Source organism: Mesorhizobium sp. B2-1-3 (genome assembly GCF_006442495.1).
Lineage (GTDB): Bacteria > Pseudomonadota > Alphaproteobacteria > Rhizobiales > Rhizobiaceae > Mesorhizobium.
This window is the reverse complement of record NZ_VFWL01000017.1, coordinates 107,880-125,878: the sequence shown is the minus strand read 5'-3', so window position 1 is coordinate 125,878 and position 17,999 is coordinate 107,880. Positions and strand designations below refer to the sequence as shown.

The following is a 17,999-nucleotide window of genomic DNA, read 5'->3' as shown; positions in this document are numbered from 1 at the left end:
ATGACATCGAAGTTGGCAACCGTCGTGGCGATGATTGCTACCGTCGCCATTCTTTACGTCGCCAAGGAGGTCCTGCTGCCATTGGCAATAGCGGTCCTTCTCACATTTGCGTTGGCGCCGATTGTTTCTTTGCTCCGAAAGTTGAAGCTGCCGCGAATGATCGCTGTGCTTGGCGCGGTTGCATCGGCCTTCGTCCTCGTGTCGCTGTTCAGCCTGATCGTTGCCACGCAGGTGAGCCAGGTCGCGCAGGACATTCCGACATACCAATCCAACATCCTCGAGAAGATTCGGACTTTGAAAGAAACAGGATCCGAAGACGGCCTTATCAGCCGGCTCGGCAAGGTGTTCGAGCGCGTCAACACTGAGATAAACAAATCCCAATCCAGCGGGCAGGCAGATGTGGAGCAAACCACGAAGCAGCAGGATCCGCTTCTGGTTCAGATATTCTCGCCCCAGCGTCCGATAGAGACGCTGAGGAACATCATCGAGCCGCTGATCGGACCACTCGCCACGACCGGCCTTGTCATCATCGTGGTGATTTTCATGCTGCTCGAGCGTGAAGAATTGCGGGATCGATTCATTCGCCTTGTGGGCTACAGCGATCTCCATCGCACGACCCAGGCATTGCAGGATGCAGGCAGTCGCGTCGGACAATATCTGCTCATGCAATTGGTCGTGAACATCGTCTACGGCGTGCCCCTTGCGATAGGTCTTTGGTTTCTTGGCATTCCCAATGCCCTGCTATGGGGCATGTTGGCCGTTGTCTTGCGTTTCGTACCCTTTATCGGTCCGGTTATCGCGGCGGTGATACCTTTGTTTCTTGCCTTCGCAGTGGCTCCCGGCTGGAGCTTACTGGTATGGACTGGCGCTCTCTTCATCTTGGCAGAGCTCGTAATCAGCAACATCGTCGAGCCCTGGCTTTACGGCTCGCACACGGGCCTCTCGCCGCTGGCGATCATCGTAGCCGCCGTTTTCTGGGCTTGGCTATGGGGCCCGGTCGGCTTGGTGCTGTCGACGCCGTTGACCGTCTGCCTTGTCGTGCTTGGACGGCACGTGCCCCAGTTCGAATTCCTGCAGATCCTGTTTGGCGATGAGCCGGTGCTTGACCCGAAGGAGCGTCTGTACCAGCGGCTTCTTGCCGACGATATCGACGAAGCCACCGACAACGCGGAAGAAATGCTCGAGGAGAAATACCTGATCGAGTTCCACAGCACGGTTGCGATTCCGGCGTTGCTGCTTGGTGAACAGGACCGGGCTCGGGGCGCACTGACGGCAAGTCAGTTGGCGAACCTTGCCGAAAACGCCCGCACCCTGGTGGCCAACCTCAACGAGATCGCCGCGGAGGAAGAAGAAGAGGAAGAAGACGAGCACGCGGAAAAAGAAGGCGCGAGCGGGGATCCGGGCGAAGAGGATGAGGATCAAGCCGAGTTTGCGCCTGATCTCCCGGATGGTGCTGGGAAGTCAGTGCTGTGTATCGGCGGGCGCGGAGACCTCGACGATGTGGCCGCTGCGATGCTCGCGCAGGTCATTTCGATCGAGGGTGCGGATTGCGCGGCCGCGAGCCACCGTGACCTCCTCCCCGCGCGGATCCGGAAACTTCCGCTTGAAGCTCGCGACGCAGTCGTCGTGGGCTTCCTCAACCGCGATTCGTTCAAACACGCGGTGTTCGTCGTGAGGCGCTTGAGGCGACTCGCACCGCGTGCACGCATCGGAATCGCGCTCTGGCACGATACCCATGACAAGCCCAGGGCGGATGCGGCGGGCCTCGCCGAGCAACTGGAAGCGGACTTTGTTGCGTTCAACGTGGTCGACTGCGTGACGGGTGCGCTTTCAAACGAAGAACCGCGTCAAGTGAAAAAGAGAAAGCAGAGAAATCTAAGGCGGCCTCGCGTTCGCCAGGGCGTGGCGGCGACGGTGCAATTGGACGATTCGTTGGCTCAGCCGGTGCGGTGATCGTCAACGGCACGGCCTCTTTTTGGACCAACTTCGGCTACCTGATAATGATCATGTGAGCGGTACCTCTGGCACCGGCAGGTAGTTTCGAAAGTTCGCTAGCAATCGCGCATCCACAGCGAACATCCGGGTGTTCGCTCTCCGTTCGACCTTAAGCAGATTCTGAAACAGCTCTTGTTCCGGCCCCAATTACGGAATCCTACCTATCTGTTACATTCGACGACGCGCGCTTTCGACGGTGTTCGAGCAGGAAAGGGCGGTGCCGGATTATCTGCTGCCCGGCTTTCGCTGGGCCTGAAATCTAAACGGAGACGGGTGCGATCAACTCCAGAGAAACGAGTTCGCGCGCGACTTCGTCCCAGTCGGCGCAGATGGTTCGGGCGCCGGCCACGCGCAGTTTCTCGGCATGCCCCGGATAGGTGTGGCCGCCGCCGATGAAGCCGATCGCCGTCATGCCGGCGGCGACTGCGCCCTGCACGCCGAAAGGCGAGTCCTCGACAACCGCGCAGTGCTTCGGTTCGATGCTCATCTGATCCGCGGCGAACAGGAAGATGTCGGGGGCGGGCTTCCCGCGCGCGACCATTGACGATGAGAATATGTTCTCGCCGAAGAATCTCGCGAGCCCTGTGACCGAAAGGCTGTGATGTATCCGCTCCAGCGAGGAGGATGAGGCGACGCAGCGGGGATTGGACAGCCGTTCAAGGAAGGGCTTCAGGCCCGCCATCGGCTGCAGACTTTCGGTGAAGAGCGCTTTCACCTCGTCCCACAAATCCGCGGTCTGGTGCTCCTCAAGGCGATGGCCGGTCGTGAGCCTGATGCGCTCCAGGATATCGGTCTGCTTCATGCCGACGCATTGCAGGACCGCCTGCGGGTCGAGTTCCATGCCGTGTTTCGAATAGACCCGCCCGTAGGCAAGCGCCGCCAGCGGTTCGCTGTCGACCAGCACGCCGTCGCAGTCGAATATGATCAATGTGTCTTGCATGCTCGCTCCGGTTTGCGCGCCAGGTGTCACAGGCCGCGTAGCGCTTCAAGAAGTTCGTCGTGAATGAGCCCGTTCGAGCCGACCTTCTGCGTGTCCTCGTCTGTGGAGTCGACACCTGAAAGCGTGGTGACCTTGCCTCCTGCTGCGCGTAGCAGCGGCATGGCAGCCGCGTAGGACACGACGTCGGCCTTGATCGAAACCGCCGCATCGAGCTGGCCGGCGGCGACCATCGAATGTTCAAAGGCCCCTGAGACGATAACGCGCACGCCGCGCGCGCCGACGCCGAGCCGCCGCACGATCTCTGCGGTGCGCGCCACCTCCTCGGCCGAAAAGTGCGACGTCAGCACGACGGCAATGACCGCATCGGCCAGTCTTGCAGTTGTCGACACATTGGCCGTCTTGCCGTTGACGGTCGCGATTCCGTCGCTGGTGTAGTGCGCCTCGAAGCCGGCGGCGGGCGCGACGGTCAGGCCGATCTTCGTCGCACCCTGCTCCTGATAGGCCATGGTGACGGAGAACCACGGCAGGCCGGACGCGTAGTTTATCGTGCCGTCGAGCGGGTCGACGATCCAGCGGCTTTCGCCCAAGATTCCCGTCGTGCCGGCTTCTTCCGACAGGATGGAAGCTTGCGGCGTAAGCGCGCGCAGCCCGTCGATGACAATGCGCTCCGAAGCGAGATCGGCGGCGGTGACAATGTCCAGCCCTTCCTTGCGCGTGACGTCGAGGCGCTCCTCGCGCATCGACATCAACGTCGCGGCTGCCTTGCGTGCGATGGCATCGGCGTCTTTCAGGATTTGACGGTAGTCGCTCATGTTTCGTTTTTCCCGGGGTAGTCGACATCGGTGATGAAATCGTGGGCGGGGCCGAAATCGCCGATCGGGACGACGTGCGAAACGACACCGGTCTGCGGCGACCAGGCGTGCAGGGCGAAGGCCGGCGGTTCGAAGATGAAGCGATTGGGCTCGCCCGGACGAAGATCGAGCGCGACCTGGTGCGCGACGCCCGGCGCGACGAAGCCGACCGTGCCGGCAAAGCGCGTGGTGATGGGCCGGTGATAGTGCCCGCAGGCCACCCGCTCGATTTCGGCGTGGGACCTGATCATGTCGCGGAAGCCGTCGCCGACGACGCACATCATGATGTCCATGCCGTGCACGCCGACGGGAAAGGGCGGATGGTGCATGAAGACGAAGGTCGGGCGGCCGTCGCCCTCGGCGAGACGCTCACCGAGCCAGGCTTCGCGCCGCTCGCAGATCGCACCACCGTCCTCGCCCGGCTGCACCGTGTCCAGCCCGATAAGGCGGACCGGAAGGTCCTCGATCGTATAATGCAGGAAATCCGGCGACTGGCTCAGATAGGGGAATTTCGGCGCCATCACCTCGCGCATTGTCTCACGCCGGTCGTGGTTGCCAGGAATGACGAAGACGGGCATGGGCAGGGCCGACAGCATGTCGGCGACCAGCGCATACTCTTCCGGGCGACCGCAATCGGCGAGATCGCCGGTGACGAGGACGCAATCGGGCGCCGGATCGAGCGCGGCGACGGTCGCGATGGCGCGACGAGTCATGGTGTTGGTCTGGAGACCCTCATAGGCCATCTGGCCGTCGGGTCGGATATGAAAATCGCTGATCTGTGCAATGAGCATCGGGAGGTCCGGCAGTGTGAAGGGAGGGCTGACACAAGAAGGGCGCCACATCGGCGCCACCTTAAAAAGGGCGCGCCAGCCGAAGCCGGCCGGCGCGCGTGGCATGGCGACTTATTTCATGAGTGCCTGTGTTTCGGAGACGAGGCTGTCGAGCCCGTCCTTGATGGATACGTCGCCGCTCATGACCTTGCTGATGATCTCGCGCTGGGTGCGCCAGATGCGGACCGTGTTGCCCGCCGAATAGCCGGGCCACGGGCGCGACAGTGCCATCTGCTTGGCAACGGTGGCGTAATTCGGGTTCGCTTCGTAGAACGGGCCGAGATAGTCGGTCCCGGTGGCGGCCTTGTTGGTCGGGAGGTAGCCGCTCATCTTCACGACCTGCTCCTGCGCCTTGGGGCCGGTGACGAATTTAAGGAATTCCCAGGCCGCCTTCTGCTTTGCCGGGTCGGAGGCAGTGATCACCGCCGCGTTGCCGCCTGTGGGCAGGCCACCCTTTTCCTTGTCGTCGACCGGGAAGACCGCGGTACGCAGCTTGAATCGGTCGCCGATCAGTTCGGTATCCTGGCTGAGACGGGCAGGCGTATCGAAGAAGATGCCAATCTGGCCGGCGATAAAGGCCTGGCGCGACTGATCCCAGTCGATCAACGGCATGCCGGCATCGGTGACGAAGCTGCGGAAATATTCCAGCGCCTTCAGGCCGTGCTCGTCGCCGAAGGCCACTTTGCCGTCCTTGGTCAGCTCGCCCCCACCCTGCATCAACATGGCGTCCCAGAGCCATTCGTCGGGCCAGTCATGAATATTGTAGGCGAGGCCGGCGATGCCGGAACCGGTGGCCTTGATCTTCTTGGCGAGTTCCATGGTGCCCGGCCAGTCGGTGGGCATGTTGTCGGGATCGCCGCCGGCCTTTTTAACCAGGTCGGCATTGTAGAACATGATCGGCATGGAAGCGTTGAAGGCCAGTCCGTAGAGCTTGCCGTCCACCCGGCCGAGGTCGAGAATGTTGTCGGCGTAGTTGGCGTCGCGCCATTCCTTCGACTCGGCGTCCATCATCGTGCCGAGGTCCAAGATCTGGTTGCGCGCCTTCAGCTTGCCGACCAGTTCATGCAGGACGTGATAGCCCGAATAATAGACGTCGGGCAGGTTGTTGGTGATGGAGGCCCGCAGCATGGCCTGGTGGCCTTCGTCGTAGCTGGCCGCCGGTGCGCGGAACTGGATCTTGATGTCGGGATGTTCCTTCATGAATTCCGCGGCCAGCGGCTCATGGAACTTCGCGAAGGCCGGGAATGCGTAGTAGACGTCGAGCGTCACGGGAGACTGGGCCAGCGCTGTCGACGCCGCTCCCAGCAATACGGCCGAGGCCGCGATGATCTTTGACAGGAATTTCATTAAGGCTTCCTCCGGTTATGCGATTTGCCCGATGCTCTTGAGGCGATGATGCCGCCTTGCCCCGCGAAAGGTGTGGGGGAACGGCGCGACCGGGCTTCTAGCCGCGCCAGTTGTCAGTTTTATTTCACGCCGGTCATCGTGACGCCCTCGATGAAGCGGCGGCGTGCGAACAGGAACGCGAGCAGCAGAGGCGCGGTCAGGATGGTCGCGGCGGCCGTCAGTGCGCCGTAATTGGTGCCGGCTTCGGCGTCCGAGAAGAACATCATGCCGAGCGGCGGCGGCGCCAGGTTGACGTCGGATATGACGATTAGCGGCCAGTAGAGGTCGTTCCAGTGCGCGACGAAGGAAAACACCGCGAAGGCGGCGATCGCCGGCATGGCGCTGGGCGTGACGATGCGCCACACGATCTCGAACTCGCTCATCCCGTCGAGCCGCGCGGCATGAATGATGTCGTCGGGGAAGGAACGGAAAAACTGCCTGAACAGGAAGATCGCGAAGACTGAGAGGAAGAAGGGCACCATCATGGCGAAATAGGTATTCAGCAGGTCCATCTTCGCCAGCGCGATGTAGATCGGCAGCGCCGGCACCTGTTCGGGCACGCATAGGCCGAGCAGGACGAGGACGAAAAGCAGGTTGCGGCCCGGGAACTTCAGCTTGGCCAACGCGTAGGCGCATGGGATGGCGACCAGAAGCTGGATGATGAGGATGCCGCCGCACACTATGACGCCGTTGAGAGCGAAGCGCAGCAGCGGCGCGCTGGTCAGCGCCATCGCATAATTCTCGAAGCCGTAGAAATGCCTCGGCCAGATCCTGAGCTGGGCGTTGAACACCTCTTCCGGCGGCTTGATCGAGGTCACCAGCATCCACAGGAAAGGCAGGAGAATGAACGCCGCGCCGGTGATCAGGATGCCGTGAGTGATGAACAGAGAGGCGAAGCGTCGGCCGGCGGAGCCAGCTGGTGTGGTTGTTGTGCCCCCCATCGCGGGAGCAGTGATGGTTGTGTCGGTCATCAGTAATGCACCCTGCGGTCCATGACGACGGTCTGGAGGATCGAGAAGACCAGAATGAAAATGAGGAAGATGAAGGTGAGGACCGATGCATACGCCATGCGGAAGTACTGGAAGCCTTCGAGGTAGACTTTGTAGAGCAGGACCTCGGTCGATCCCACCGGACCGCCATGGGTCAGCACCGCCACCGTGTCGAACACCTTGAAGGCGGTGATCGAACTGGTGACGATGACGAACATGGTCGTCGGTCCCAGCAGCGGCCACGTGATCGTCAGGAAGCGGTCGATTTCGCCGCCGCAGCCGTCGATCTCGGCGGCTTCGTAGAGGTCCTTTGGAATGGTCGAGAGGCCGGCCAGGAACAGGATCATATTGAAGCCGACCAGTTGCCAGATGCCGATCACGGCAAGCGTCGGCAGCGCCAGCGAGGGATTGCTCAGGAAGGCGACCTCGCCGATGCCGAGCCAGCGCAGCACCGCGCTCACCGGGCCGAGGCTGGGGTGCAGCAGGAACTGCCACACGGTCGCCATGGCGATGAAGGTCGAGGTCACAGGCAGGAAGTAGATGATTTCGTAGAGTGAGCGGGTGCGCTTGCGGCGGTGAACGAGGACGGCGACGAGCAGCGACAGGATCACCGAGCCGGGCAGGACGATCGCGACGTAGACGAGCGTGTTCTTGAGTGCGCGGCGGAATTCCGGATCGGTCAGCGCGTCGGTGATGTTTTGCAGGCCGACATAATGGACATCGACCTCGCCGAGCTCGTAGTCGGTGAAACTGAGATAACCGAGCACGCCGAGCGGCACGAGAATCGTCAGCACCAGCAAAAGCAGGGCAGGCAGCGCGAAGCCGCCGGCGACCAGCCTCTCGATGAAGGCCTGCCGGGCACCGGGCCGGGCGGGCGGAGCGGGTACCGCGGTCAGGCTCATGATGCGCGCGCTCCCTCTGCGAGGCGCAGCTTTCCCTTGGCGGCGGTGGCCGCGTCTTGGGAAACTTGGGGTTCCACGCGGTTTCCTGCGGCATCGAAGACATGGCAGGCCGAGGGATGGAACAAGAGTTCGGTGTTCTCGACCTCACCGTCCGGCACGCCCGCGCCTATGCGCGAGGTCACCAAGATCCCAGGGAGCGAGGGAACATCGAAATGCAGGATCTTCTCGGAGCCGAGATGCTCGCTGCGCCGCAGCTTCGCCGGAAGCGGGACTTGGTCCGCCGACTGGCCCGAGACCGCGCCGGGCAGGATCATTTCCGGGCGGACGCCGATCGTCGCTTTCTCTCCAGCGGGGAGGGCGGTGCCGATCGGCAGAGGCTTTCCGAGCAATTCCAGCCGCCCACCGACCCCCACCGTCACGGGAATCAGGTTGATCGTCGGGCTGCCGATGAACTGGGCGACCTGGACGTTGGCCGGCCTGTCGTAGAGTTCGTCGGGCGTGCCGAGTTGAAGGATGTCTCCGCCTTCCATCATGGCGACCCGGCTTGACATGGTCATCGCTTCGACCTGGTCGTGCGTGACGTAGACGAATGTCGCGCCGAGTCTCTGGTGAAGCTCGGCCAGCTCGCTACGCATGTGGACGCGCAGCTTGGCGTCGAGGTTAGAAAGTGGCTCGTCCATCAGGAAAGCGGCGGGCTGGCGCACCATGGCGCGACCGAGCGCGACGCGCTGACGCTGGCCGCCGGAGAGCTGGGCGGGCTTGCGCTCTAAAAGAGGTTCAATCTGAAGTTGCGCCGCGATGCCCCTGACCTGCTTGCCGATCTCCTGCATCACCTTGCGGCGCCGGGACGAGAATAGGCGGACGAGCGGCAGGCGCTCGTAGAGGCTAAGCCCGGTCATCGTCAGGGGCAGGGCCATGTTGTTGAAGACGGACATGTGCGGGTAGAGCGCGTAGCTCTGGAACACCATGGCGATGCGCCGCTCATGCGGCCTCAGATGATCGATCGGCGCGCCATCGACGAGGATCGAGCCCGAGGTTTGCGGCTCGAGGCCGGCGATGATGCGGATGAGCGTCGATTTTCCGCAGCCGGAGGGGCCGACAAGCGTCAGGAACTCGCCATCGTTGATGGACAGGTTGATGTCTTTGAGAACCCGATGGGGCCCGAAGGACTTCGAAAGGTTCTTTATTTCCACTGCAGCCACTGGGGTTGCTCCGTTTCGCGAACAATTGGGTAGAGGCGCTATCTCGGTGGATAGACCTCATGCACGACATCACCGATGAAAAAGGGTGTGAGGCCCGGAATTTCATGAGGCCGCACGGTGAAATCGGACCCGGAAAAGTCGTAGACGAGCACGCCCAAGGTGGCTTCTCCGGCCATCCCTTCCGGCTGCAAGTGCGCCTCGACGAGGAAGCCGGACGACGGCCCCCACAGGTACCGGACGCCGCCGAGTTGACGATCGTAGAGTTTGTGCAGGTGGCCGCTGGCCACGAAGGCCACGTCGTAGCGGCGCACCATGTCGAGCAGTTGCGCGCGAGGCTCGGGAGTGGGCGCCCAGTATCCAACGTCGCCTTCGGTCGGCTCGCCGATGAAGAGCGGGCGATGGGTGAACCAGCCGATCCGGCGCCCGGACGCTTCGCGCATGGCGTTTTCCAGCCACGCGATCTGCTCCGTTTCGGCCGGCTCGTCGCTGCCGAACAGCATCGAATCGAGTCCGATCAGGCGCCAGCCCTCGATGTCGCGATGCCACCAGTCCGGCCCGAAATGACGTCGCCAGCGGGCCAGGCGTTCTGCGTTGACTGGCTGATAGAGATGCTTGGGCTCGCCCACGTCGTGATTGCCCGGCACGGCGAGATAGGGCAGTCCGATGGAGTCCATCATCTCGGCGCAATAGCGCATGTCCTCCTCGACATCGGCGCCATCCACGGTGACGTCGCCTGTATGGATAACGAGGTCGGCATCGCTTTCCTTCAGCCAGTCGAGGAGCGGCTGGCTGTTGGCATGGAAGTGTCGCTTGCCAGGGCTGAGATGGGTATCGGAAATCTGCACTATTCGCGTCATCGGACGTTCTGGAACCTTTGCCGCGTCTCGCGGCGTTGATCTCGTCGTTTTGAAAAAAGCGCCTGAAGCCGGATGCACTCTTTCCCCTGCCTGTGAAGGTGTGACGACGACGCCGGATTTTTAGGTCCAGGACGCGGCGTCTCCCGCAGGAAAGGCTCACTCGGTTGAAACGGCTTGGACCGGCATATTGAACCTCCCATCGTGTTCTCCGTCCGATGCCCATTGTCAGGGCATTCTGAGGTGCGGAAAACTTCCTCCAGCATTTAATTGAAAAAAATTTCACAGCTTGATAAAAATATCAAGACAAAAATCGCGACCGTAGCCGCACCTCGAACTGCGGCGCCTAGAGGGTGCTGCCGAAGCGGTGCAGATCGACCAGACCGAGATCGAATGTTTGAGCGCGGCCGTGAACCGCTACTTCAAAGAGAAGCTGCGCCCCCAGGACTTGCTGTATGCGTTCTGGGGCGTGCGGCTGTTGTTCGACGACGGCAATGGGAACCCTTCGGCGGTTACGCGCGACTACGTCTTCGACCTTGACGAGACCGGGGACACGCCACTGTTCAATGTCTTCGGCGGCAAGATCACGACCTTCCGGAAATTGGCCTAGCGCGGCCCATCGCCTCGAACATATCTTTCCGCAGATGGGGGGCGACTGGACCGCGAGTGTGCCGCTGCCGGGCGGCAACATGCCGAACGCGGACTTTGAGCCTTCCGTCAACGGATTATGCGAAACATGGCCGTGGATGCCGCGCGCCCTCGTTCATCATTACCGGCGGCTCTACGGCACGCGGTCAGGAGGTGGTGGGCGCCACGGCTGGCATGTCCGACCTCGGGCAGCACTATGGCGGGCTGCTCTACGACTCGGAAGCGCGTTACCTGGTGGCGAGGGAGTGAGGGCGCACGCCCGAGGACATCCTCCCGCGGCATGGCGGGCCTCTTGGGACGACTTGCTGTGGGTCATAAGCTGGACGGTTTGACCGGCGCTAGCTGCCAAGCCAGTCCCGGACAACTCCATTGAATTCGCGTGGGCGATCGATCATGACCATGTGAGCGGCATTGGCGAAAATGTGCATGTCGGCTTGCGGCGCGCGTTCCAGCAGCTTGATGCCGCGCGCCACCGGCACGGTTTCGTCGCAGCCTGACCAGGCTATGAACAGCTTGGCCTGCATGGTGGGCAAATGCGGAAGGAGATGGTCCTCCTGGATCTGGGTATATTCGGTGTCGTCCTTTTTCCGGGCAGCCTGCTTGAAGCGCTCCAACTGACCGGACTCGCAGGCCAGGCGGTAGTTCTTTTTTAGCAGCTCCACGAACTCCGGCGGATTCTTCGTGCTTAGCCTCGCATTGGTTCGCAGAAAGTCTTCCTCGGTGTCGCATCCCTCGAGCACATTATACGCTGCTGCCGCTGCTGCCTGCCAAGCGTGGTCCTCATTTCCGCCGAGGCGCGGGGAGGTCGCACCGCTGCTCACGACGACCACCTTATCGACCAGACCCGGCTTTTCAACGGCGAGCATTGCCGCGATGAAACCGCCTTCGGAATGGCCGACGAGCGCGCATCGGGTAATGCCGAGCGCTTCGATGAAGGCTGAAACGTGATGCCGCCTTTCGAGGCGGGGAACGTGTTTCCCGTCCACCGGCGCATCCGAGAGACCGAAGCCGACCAGATCGGGCGCCAGCACCCGGAAGTCATGCGCGAGTGCCGGGATGGTGTTGTGCCAGGTGGACCAGGCATCGATCGCCAGTGACGAGCCGTGCAGAAGGATCACGGCCGGTCCGCTGCCAGCTTCGAAATAGCGCGTACGGATGCCGCCCGCCACGACATAATTCTCCTTCACCGTCGCCGCGGGTAGCGGCGGACGGGCGGCGTCTCGCGCTTTCAAGCGCCGCCGATCAGCTGACGGATTGGTTTTCAAGCTGTTCGATCATCCCGAGCGCGAACTGGGCGGCTTTGCGTACATGCTTTTTTGCAAGCCGCTCGGCATCCGATGCCCTGCGGTTCACCAGGGCGTCGAGCAGGGCTGCCAGCTCTTCCTGAGATGCCTTTCGCCGCTCTGCATCGGAAAGAGAAATCATGCGCAACTGTGAGGCCCGCATATGGATGCTGCGAAGCATCCGTTCCGCCTCGGAATTGTTCGCGCCCGCTATCAAGACGTCGTAGAATCTAGTCTTTGCAGCTATCATTTCGCGCGCCACACCGACGCGATAGGTTTCCATCAGCTCGTCATACACGCCCCGACAACGCGTGATATGATCGTCAGTCGCATTCTCGCAAAACAACCTGCATACAAGCGCCTCCAGCGCCTCGCGAAGGTCAAAAATGTCCTTCGCGATCTTGGGATCGACGACAGAGACGATAAGCCCCCGGTTGGGCAGGTTCGTGACCAAGCCCTCGTTCTCGAGCTCGCGCATCGCTTCCCTGAGCGACGTCCGTGAAACGCCCATGCGCTCGCAAAGCGTGCGCTCCACCAGCCGCTCTCCCGGCGCCAGTTCTCCGACGACGATGGCGTTGCGGATGGTATCGGCCACCTGCGTGTACAGGCGCGGCGGAGCATGGACTCGCAGATCATACACGGCGGATTTGCTCCTTTGAAACCTGCGCGGACGAGTGCAATGTCACAAGCATATCAGCTTACCGCAAGCATTGTGCTTCATTCAGTGGCCTGAGGCGTTCAGCGGCCGTGGCTCGTAGGCCCCGTCGATGCGGTCGATATGTTCGGGCGTAAGCACTATGTCCAATGCCGCGACTGCCTCGTCGACATGGTCTGTCGAGGTCGCTCCGAAGATGGGCGCGGTAATGCCGGGGCGCGCCAATGTCCAGGCGAGAGCCACCTGCGCCGGTGTCTTTCCGATGTCGGCGGCAACGGCAGCGACGGCTTCGCGCACGGCGTGGTCGCCGTCGCGGTGGTAACATCTCTGCGTATAGTCGTCGCTTTTCGTGCGCGCCGTCTGCTGGCCGGGATTGCGGCGGTCCGCGGCAAGGAAGCCGCGCGCGATCGGGCTGAACGGTATCAGGGCAACATCATCGTGGCGGCAGTAGGCAAGCAGTTCCCGCTCGCACTCCCGGTGAGCGGGATTGTATTCGCATTGCATCGAGATGAATGCCGGAAGGTCGCGTGCGCTGGCAGCCGCACGGCATTTTGCGAGTGTCCAGCCGGGCATCGTCGTGACGCCTACATAGAGCGCCTTTCCGGCGCGCACGATATCCGCCATGGCATCGACCAGTTCGTCGAGGTCGGTGTCCTTGTCCCAGATATGCGTCTGGAAGAGGTCCACGTGATCGGTTCCAAGGCGGACCAACGAATCGTCGATTGCCTTGAACAGGTGCTTTCTGGAGTAGCCGCGGCCGTTGCAATGCGCGGCCATCGGGTTTCCCGCCTTGGTGGCGATGACGAAGCTGTCGCGCGGCTGCTTGAGAACGAGTATCTGGCCGAGAATGCGTTCACTCTCGCCAGCCGAATAGAAGTCGCAGGTGTCGAAGAAGTTGATGCCGTGGTCGAGGGCGCGCGCAACGATCGGCGCCGACGCCTTCTCATCGAGCACCCAGGCCCGCCATCCCGCGGATCCGAATCCCATCGCGCCGAGGCATAGCCGGGATACCTTCAGATTGCTCTTGCCGAGCCTGACATAGTTCATGTGTCGATCCGTTGCTTGCGTGATGAGGATTTGGCGTTCTGCCCAGAGTCCCGCAGCAGCGACAGCGCGAAAGCCGCGGATCTTTCGACATACCCGCGCGTGAGCTTTTCGGCGAGGTCGGCATCGCGCGCGCGCAGCGCGTCGAAAATGCCGTGGAGCAAGGCCATCGTATTCCTGCGCCGTTCAGCCGAGGCGACGCGGGTGGTGACGGTGCGCAGATAGGTGACGCGGCCATGCAGGAGAAAGGTCATTTGCCTGGTGATGTCGTTGCCTGCGCCTTGCATGATGATGTCCCACACCGCGTCGAGCTTCTCGGCATGCTGCCTGGCAAGCTCGGAGGTGTCGGTTTCGCCTGCTTCCGAAATACGCCGCGCCAATTCGTCCATTTGTTCCTGGCTGGCCCGTTCGACAAACAGGCGCGCCATGGCCGATTCCAGGATTGCGCGGGCCTCGTAGATCTGCCGGACTTCCCGTTCCGACAAGCGGGTCACGAACATGCCCTTGCCGGCTACCCGAGTCACAAGCCCTTCGGACTCAAGCTGGCTCAGCGCTTCCCGAATGCTTGTGCGGCTTACGCCGGTCTGCTCGGCAAGCTTCCGTTCCACCAGCTTGTCACCCGGCTTGAACACTTCGTTGAACAACGCCTCGCGCAGCGTGACAACGGTCTGCTCGCGCAATGTCGGCGAATCCGCAATCGACCAGTCCGTCCATTCATGCATCGCGGCGTCCTCTCCCGTCGTTCCTTCCATGACAGCTACGCGTTCGACTCTTTCATCACAAGTAGCCGATTCAAATACGGTTGACCATATGCCTGTCTGTCGGTATACCAAAAAAATCGAGTTCGAACGAGGGACCTGGGATGGCGCCGATGCGCACCAAAGACGATCTCATCGCCTATGAGAGAAGCGGTAAGGGCCATCCTCTCGTGCTGGTGCACGGTGTCGGCGCCAACCTGCAAAGCTGGGAGGACGTCAGCCTCCAATTGGAGGGCAGCTTCGACATTATTCGCTCCGACCTGCGCGGTCATGGTCAGTCCGCGCACATCGATTCGGAATATTCCGTCGAGAAGTTTGCCGCCGATATCGTTCGGGTGATGGACGACGCCGGCGTGCGCAAAGCCCATCTGGTCGGCTTTTCATTGGGGGGCTTGATCGCGCAAGAACTGGCCTGTTCCTATTCGGACCGGTTTGAGCGCGTCGTGCTTCTTTCCGCAGTTGCGGGGCGCACCCCCGCCGAACGTGAGAAGGTTGTGGCGCGCCTGCAGATGATCCGCGACGGCGGTATGGACGCAGTCGTTGGTGCTGCGCACGACCGCTGGTTCACCAAGGAATTCGCCGAGCGCCATCCCGATGTGATCGAGCGGCGAATTGCCGAGCTCAAGGCTGTCCACGTGCCGTCTTACCTGGAGGCGTATCGGGTGTTCGGCCTTACCGAACTGGTGGATCGGCTTCCCGAGATCAGACAGCCAACGCTGGTGATGACGGGCGAATTCGATCAGGGGTCGAATGTCCGGATGGCCGAGACGATGCACCGGCTGATCCCCGATTCGGAATTGCGCATTCTGGCCGGCCTGAAGCACAGCGTCCTGGTCGAGGCATCCAAGCTGGTGTCCGACCATGTCCGCGAGTTCCTTTTGCGTCCACGCTGAAAATGAAGGGAAGACGAATGAACGAGACGCTATTTGAGCGTGGGCTGGAGCGGCGCAAGGCGACGCTCGGCAGCGAATATGTTGAAAATTCGCTGAGCAAGGCAACCGAGTTTTCCAAGGGTTTTCAGTCATTTATCACAGAATATTGCTGGGGAACGGCCTGGGGTGACGACAGGCTGGATGCCAGGACCCGCAGCATGCTGAACATCGTCATGATTGCCGCGCTCAACCGCATGCATGAGTGGGAACTGCATTTTCGCGGCGCCCTTCGCAACGGGGTCACCCGTGACGAGCTGGACGCGTTGATAACCCATCTCACGATTTATTGCGGCGTTCCTGTCGGCGTCGAATGCCATCGCATCGCCAACCGCGTGCTTGCCGAACTCGCAGCCGGCGGAGTGGAAAAATGACTGGGGTCCTGATCCGCAAGATCGTCGATTTCGTCGAGGACACGCTTATCGAAGGGGGGCGCGTCGCGCCGGTTCCGCTTCGCATGGCCGCCTGCGCGGCGGTAATCCGCAATCCCTGGGCAGGATCGGCATTCGTCGAGGACCTGCAGCCGCACATCATGGAGCACGCCAAGGCTCTCACGGATGCCCTCGTGCCTCGCCTGGTGGCGATCATGGGCGGTCCGGACAGGATAGAAGCGTTTGGAAAGTGCGCGGTGACCGGGACGGACGGCGAAGTCGAACACGCGGCCGGCCTGATCCACACGCTGCATTTCGGCAATGTCTTCCGCATCGCCGCTGGTGGCGATTCCTTTCTCCCGTTCACGAACAAGCGTGCCGGCGCCGGCACCGCGCTCACCGTTCCCTTGACCCACAAGGACGCTGAGAAGAAGGGAAGCCGCGCTCATTTTCTGACCGTGGAATTCACCATTCCCGACGCGCCTGCGCATGACGAGATCGTCATCGCCTTGGGCGCCGCGAGCGGCGGGCGTCCGCACCATCGCATCGGCGATCGGTTCAACGACATGCGGATCATGGGAGTCGATCAGGCCGGCCGGCCGCTGCCAGCCGAGAGCAAATAACGCGCAAGCCTCCGGGTCCTTGCCCGGAGGCCAATAACGGCAATGCCGATAATATCGGGAACTGAACCAACGGAGGATTTGTCATGGATAGAAGGCAATTTATGGCCGCCGTCAGCGGCTTCGCAATCGTGGCCTCTTTGCCGGCGGTAGCGCTGGCTCAAGATACCCAGCCGGTCACCGGCGGCACGCTCAACGTCGGCTTCATCAGCGACGTCCGCACGCTCGACCCGCTTCAGTCGTCGCAATGGACCGAGCGGCAGATCCTTTTCCTGATATTCGATACGCTTCTCGAGACCGAGGCGGACTTCTCCCTGAAGCCTGCCCTGGCGAAAAGCTGGGAGTTTTCGGACGACGGCAAGCGCGTGGTCCTGAAGCTGCAGGAAGGCGTGAAGTTCCATGACGGCACACCGTTCAACGCCGAGGCCGTGAAATGGAACCTTGATGCGCGTCTCGATCCGAAAGGCAACTCATCGCAGCTCAAGTTGCTGGAAGGCGTCAAGAATGTCGAAGTGCTGGACGAATTCACCGTCGCCATCGACATGAAGGAACCTTATCCGCCGCTGCTGGCGCTGTTTGCCGACCGCGCAGGGCTGATGGCTTCGCCAACTGCGGCCAAGAAATACGGCAGCGACGTCGGTTCCAATCCTGTCGGGACCGGTCCGTTCGTTTTCGGCGAATGGGTCCGCGGGTCGCGCATCGCGCTCACCAAGAACGACAGCTATTGGCAGAAGGGAATGCCATATCTCGACGGCATTACCTTCCATGACATTCCGACGAACGTCGTCGGCATTCAGCGCATGGCCATCGGTGAACTGGATTTCATAAGCCAGCTTGATCCGTTGGATACGCGCCTTTCCAAGGCCAGCCCGGACATCGAGCTTGTGCCGTCGAAGGGTGGCGTCTGGTATTCCTACCAGTGGCGGTGGGACGCCGAGCCATATAACAAGCCGGAACTGCGCCAGGCCATCGCGCATGGCCTCAACCGCGACCGCATCAACCAGATCATATGGGCGGGGCAAGGCAAGATTTCCGACAGCTTCACGCCAGACGGCCTGTGGTGGACCCCAACCGATCTGGTGCACTACGAATACGATCCGGAAAAGGCGCGCAAGATCGTGGCTGATTCCGGCCTGAAGGGCACCACCATCAAGCTTGCGGCGCCAAGCGGCGATACGCTGCGACGCTTTGCCGAACTTGCCAAGGAAGACCTCGACGCGATCGGCCTCAACATTGAGCTCGAGCCGGTCCCCCAAAGCGACTACTACGCAAAGGCGGTCTCAGGCGAGATACGCTTCACGCCGATGCGCTGGACGCAACGGGCGGATCCCGACGGCCTGATCCACTATCTCTTCTCCAGCAAAGGCACCGCGAACTCCACGGGGTACAAGAATGACCAAGTGGACAAATGGATCGATGAAGCGCGGGTAATTTCCGATCAGGCGCGCCGCAAGGAATTGTACGAAAAGATCCAGCGTCAGATTTCTGCCGATCTGCCTTACATGCCCGTCGGGTTCAGCGTCGAATTCAACGCCATGCGCAACACCGTCAAAGGGTTCGCTCCGATGCCGGACGAGATCCCGCGGTTCCGTTACGTCTGGAAAACGCAGGCCTGATCTTCATGCTTTGCCGCGGCGCGGCGCGGCGCGCCGCGGCCTCTGGCGCGGGTCGGACCTGGTCCCGCCTGCAACCGGTAGAGGAACTTGATCGCCATTATGACCGCCGCCCATCGGATGTGCCCA

General features: G+C 61.7%; 16 protein-coding genes and 2 pseudogenes. 6 read left to right on the top strand and 12 right to left on the bottom strand.

Translation table 11 applies throughout. From position 1 onward, the window contains the following. Window positions 1-6 precede the first annotated feature (6 nt). Window positions 7-1,953, top strand: a pseudogene (locus FJ973_RS24210) (AI-2E family transporter); the annotation flags it as partial. A gap of 301 nt (window positions 1,954-2,254) precedes the next feature. On the opposite strand, the gene FJ973_RS24200 reads toward FJ973_RS24210, so the two are convergent. From FJ973_RS24200 to FJ973_RS24165, 8 genes are all read right to left on the bottom strand, one after another. Next, window positions 2,255-2,935 carry an HAD family phosphatase gene (locus FJ973_RS24200; protein WP_140498514.1) on the bottom strand — a complete coding sequence of 227 codons (681 nt, stop codon included), beginning with the start codon at window positions 2,933-2,935 and terminating at the stop codon, window positions 2,255-2,257. 26 nt (window positions 2,936-2,961) lie between these two features. After that, window positions 2,962-3,747 carry an inositol monophosphatase gene (locus FJ973_RS24195; protein WP_140525272.1) on the bottom strand — a complete coding sequence of 262 codons (786 nt, stop codon included), beginning with the start codon at window positions 3,745-3,747 and terminating at the stop codon, window positions 2,962-2,964. After that, a complete protein-coding gene (locus FJ973_RS24190; RefSeq protein WP_140558059.1) occupies window positions 3,744-4,577 on the bottom strand; it encodes a phosphodiesterase in 834 nt (277 codons plus the stop codon). The genes FJ973_RS24195 and FJ973_RS24190 overlap by 4 nt, the downstream gene beginning before the upstream one ends. Before the next feature lie 111 nt (window positions 4,578-4,688). Continuing rightward, on the bottom strand, window positions 4,689-5,963 hold the full coding sequence (locus FJ973_RS24185) for an ABC transporter substrate-binding protein (RefSeq protein WP_140558057.1): 1,275 nt from the start codon (window positions 5,961-5,963) through the stop codon (window positions 4,689-4,691). Window positions 5,964-6,082: 119 nt separating this feature from the next. After that, window positions 6,083-6,943 carry a carbohydrate ABC transporter permease gene (locus tag FJ973_RS24180; protein WP_140558077.1) on the bottom strand — a complete coding sequence of 287 codons (861 nt, stop codon included), beginning with the start codon at window positions 6,941-6,943 and terminating at the stop codon, window positions 6,083-6,085. Window positions 6,944-6,972: 29 nt separating this feature from the next. After that, the gene (locus FJ973_RS24175; protein WP_140498510.1) at window positions 6,973-7,893 is read right to left on the bottom strand and encodes a sugar ABC transporter permease; all 921 of its coding nucleotides are present in this window, start codon (window positions 7,891-7,893) and stop codon (window positions 6,973-6,975) included. After that, on the bottom strand, window positions 7,890-9,095 hold the full coding sequence (locus FJ973_RS24170) for an ABC transporter ATP-binding protein (protein ID WP_140558056.1): 1,206 nt from the start codon (window positions 9,093-9,095) through the stop codon (window positions 7,890-7,892). The genes FJ973_RS24175 and FJ973_RS24170 overlap by 4 nt, the downstream gene beginning before the upstream one ends. A gap of 38 nt (window positions 9,096-9,133) precedes the next feature. Further along, window positions 9,134-9,952 (bottom strand): metallophosphoesterase, encoded by an 819-nt coding sequence (locus FJ973_RS24165; RefSeq protein WP_140513420.1) that lies wholly within the window; start codon window positions 9,950-9,952, stop codon window positions 9,134-9,136. A gap of 346 nt (window positions 9,953-10,298) precedes the next feature. On the opposite strand from FJ973_RS24165, the pseudogene FJ973_RS31475 reads away from it, so the two are divergent. Further along, window positions 10,299-10,843 (top strand): annotated as a pseudogene (locus tag FJ973_RS31475) (glycerol-3-phosphate dehydrogenase); the annotation flags it as partial. A 92-nt stretch (window positions 10,844-10,935) separates the two neighbouring features. Here the strand turns inward: FJ973_RS31475 and FJ973_RS24155 are convergent. The 4 genes from FJ973_RS24155 to FJ973_RS24140 all read right to left on the bottom strand — a co-directional run bounded on the left by FJ973_RS24155 (window position 10,936) and on the right by FJ973_RS24140 (window position 14,301). Beyond that, window positions 10,936-11,766 carry an alpha/beta hydrolase gene (locus FJ973_RS24155; protein ID WP_181167344.1) on the bottom strand — a complete coding sequence of 277 codons (831 nt, stop codon included), beginning with the start codon at window positions 11,764-11,766 and terminating at the stop codon, window positions 10,936-10,938. 73 nt (window positions 11,767-11,839) lie between these two features. Continuing rightward, entirely contained in the window at window positions 11,840-12,520 is a 681-nt protein-coding gene (locus tag FJ973_RS24150) for a GntR family transcriptional regulator (RefSeq protein ID WP_140498504.1), read from the bottom strand. A gap of 81 nt (window positions 12,521-12,601) precedes the next feature. Beyond that, on the bottom strand, window positions 12,602-13,582 hold the full coding sequence (locus FJ973_RS24145; RefSeq protein ID WP_140558054.1) for an aldo/keto reductase: 981 nt from the start codon (window positions 13,580-13,582) through the stop codon (window positions 12,602-12,604). After that, window positions 13,579-14,301, bottom strand: a complete 723-nt coding sequence (locus tag FJ973_RS24140) for a GntR family transcriptional regulator (protein WP_181165366.1) — start codon at window positions 14,299-14,301, stop codon at window positions 13,579-13,581. Before FJ973_RS24140 ends, FJ973_RS24145 begins: the two co-directional genes overlap by 4 nt. A gap of 149 nt (window positions 14,302-14,450) precedes the next feature. Here FJ973_RS24140 and FJ973_RS24135 point away from each other — a divergent pair, with 149 nt between their 5' ends. From FJ973_RS24135 to FJ973_RS24120, 4 genes are all read left to right on the top strand, one after another. Then, a complete protein-coding gene (locus tag FJ973_RS24135) occupies window positions 14,451-15,230 on the top strand; it encodes an alpha/beta hydrolase (protein WP_181165367.1) in 780 nt (259 codons plus the stop codon). Window positions 15,231-15,247: 17 nt separating this feature from the next. Next, window positions 15,248-15,640: a carboxymuconolactone decarboxylase family protein gene (locus FJ973_RS24130; protein WP_140498501.1), complete on the top strand. Its 393-nt coding sequence runs from the start codon at window positions 15,248-15,250 to the stop codon at window positions 15,638-15,640. Further along, a complete protein-coding gene (locus FJ973_RS24125; protein ID WP_140498500.1) occupies window positions 15,637-16,260 on the top strand; it encodes an amino acid synthesis family protein in 624 nt (207 codons plus the stop codon). Before FJ973_RS24130 ends, FJ973_RS24125 begins: the two co-directional genes overlap by 4 nt. Window positions 16,261-16,361: 101 nt before the next feature. Further along, the gene (locus FJ973_RS24120; protein WP_181168427.1) at window positions 16,362-17,873 is read left to right on the top strand and encodes an ABC transporter substrate-binding protein; all 1,512 of its coding nucleotides are present in this window, start codon (window positions 16,362-16,364) and stop codon (window positions 17,871-17,873) included. The last annotated feature ends 126 nt before the right edge of the window (window positions 17,874-17,999 follow it).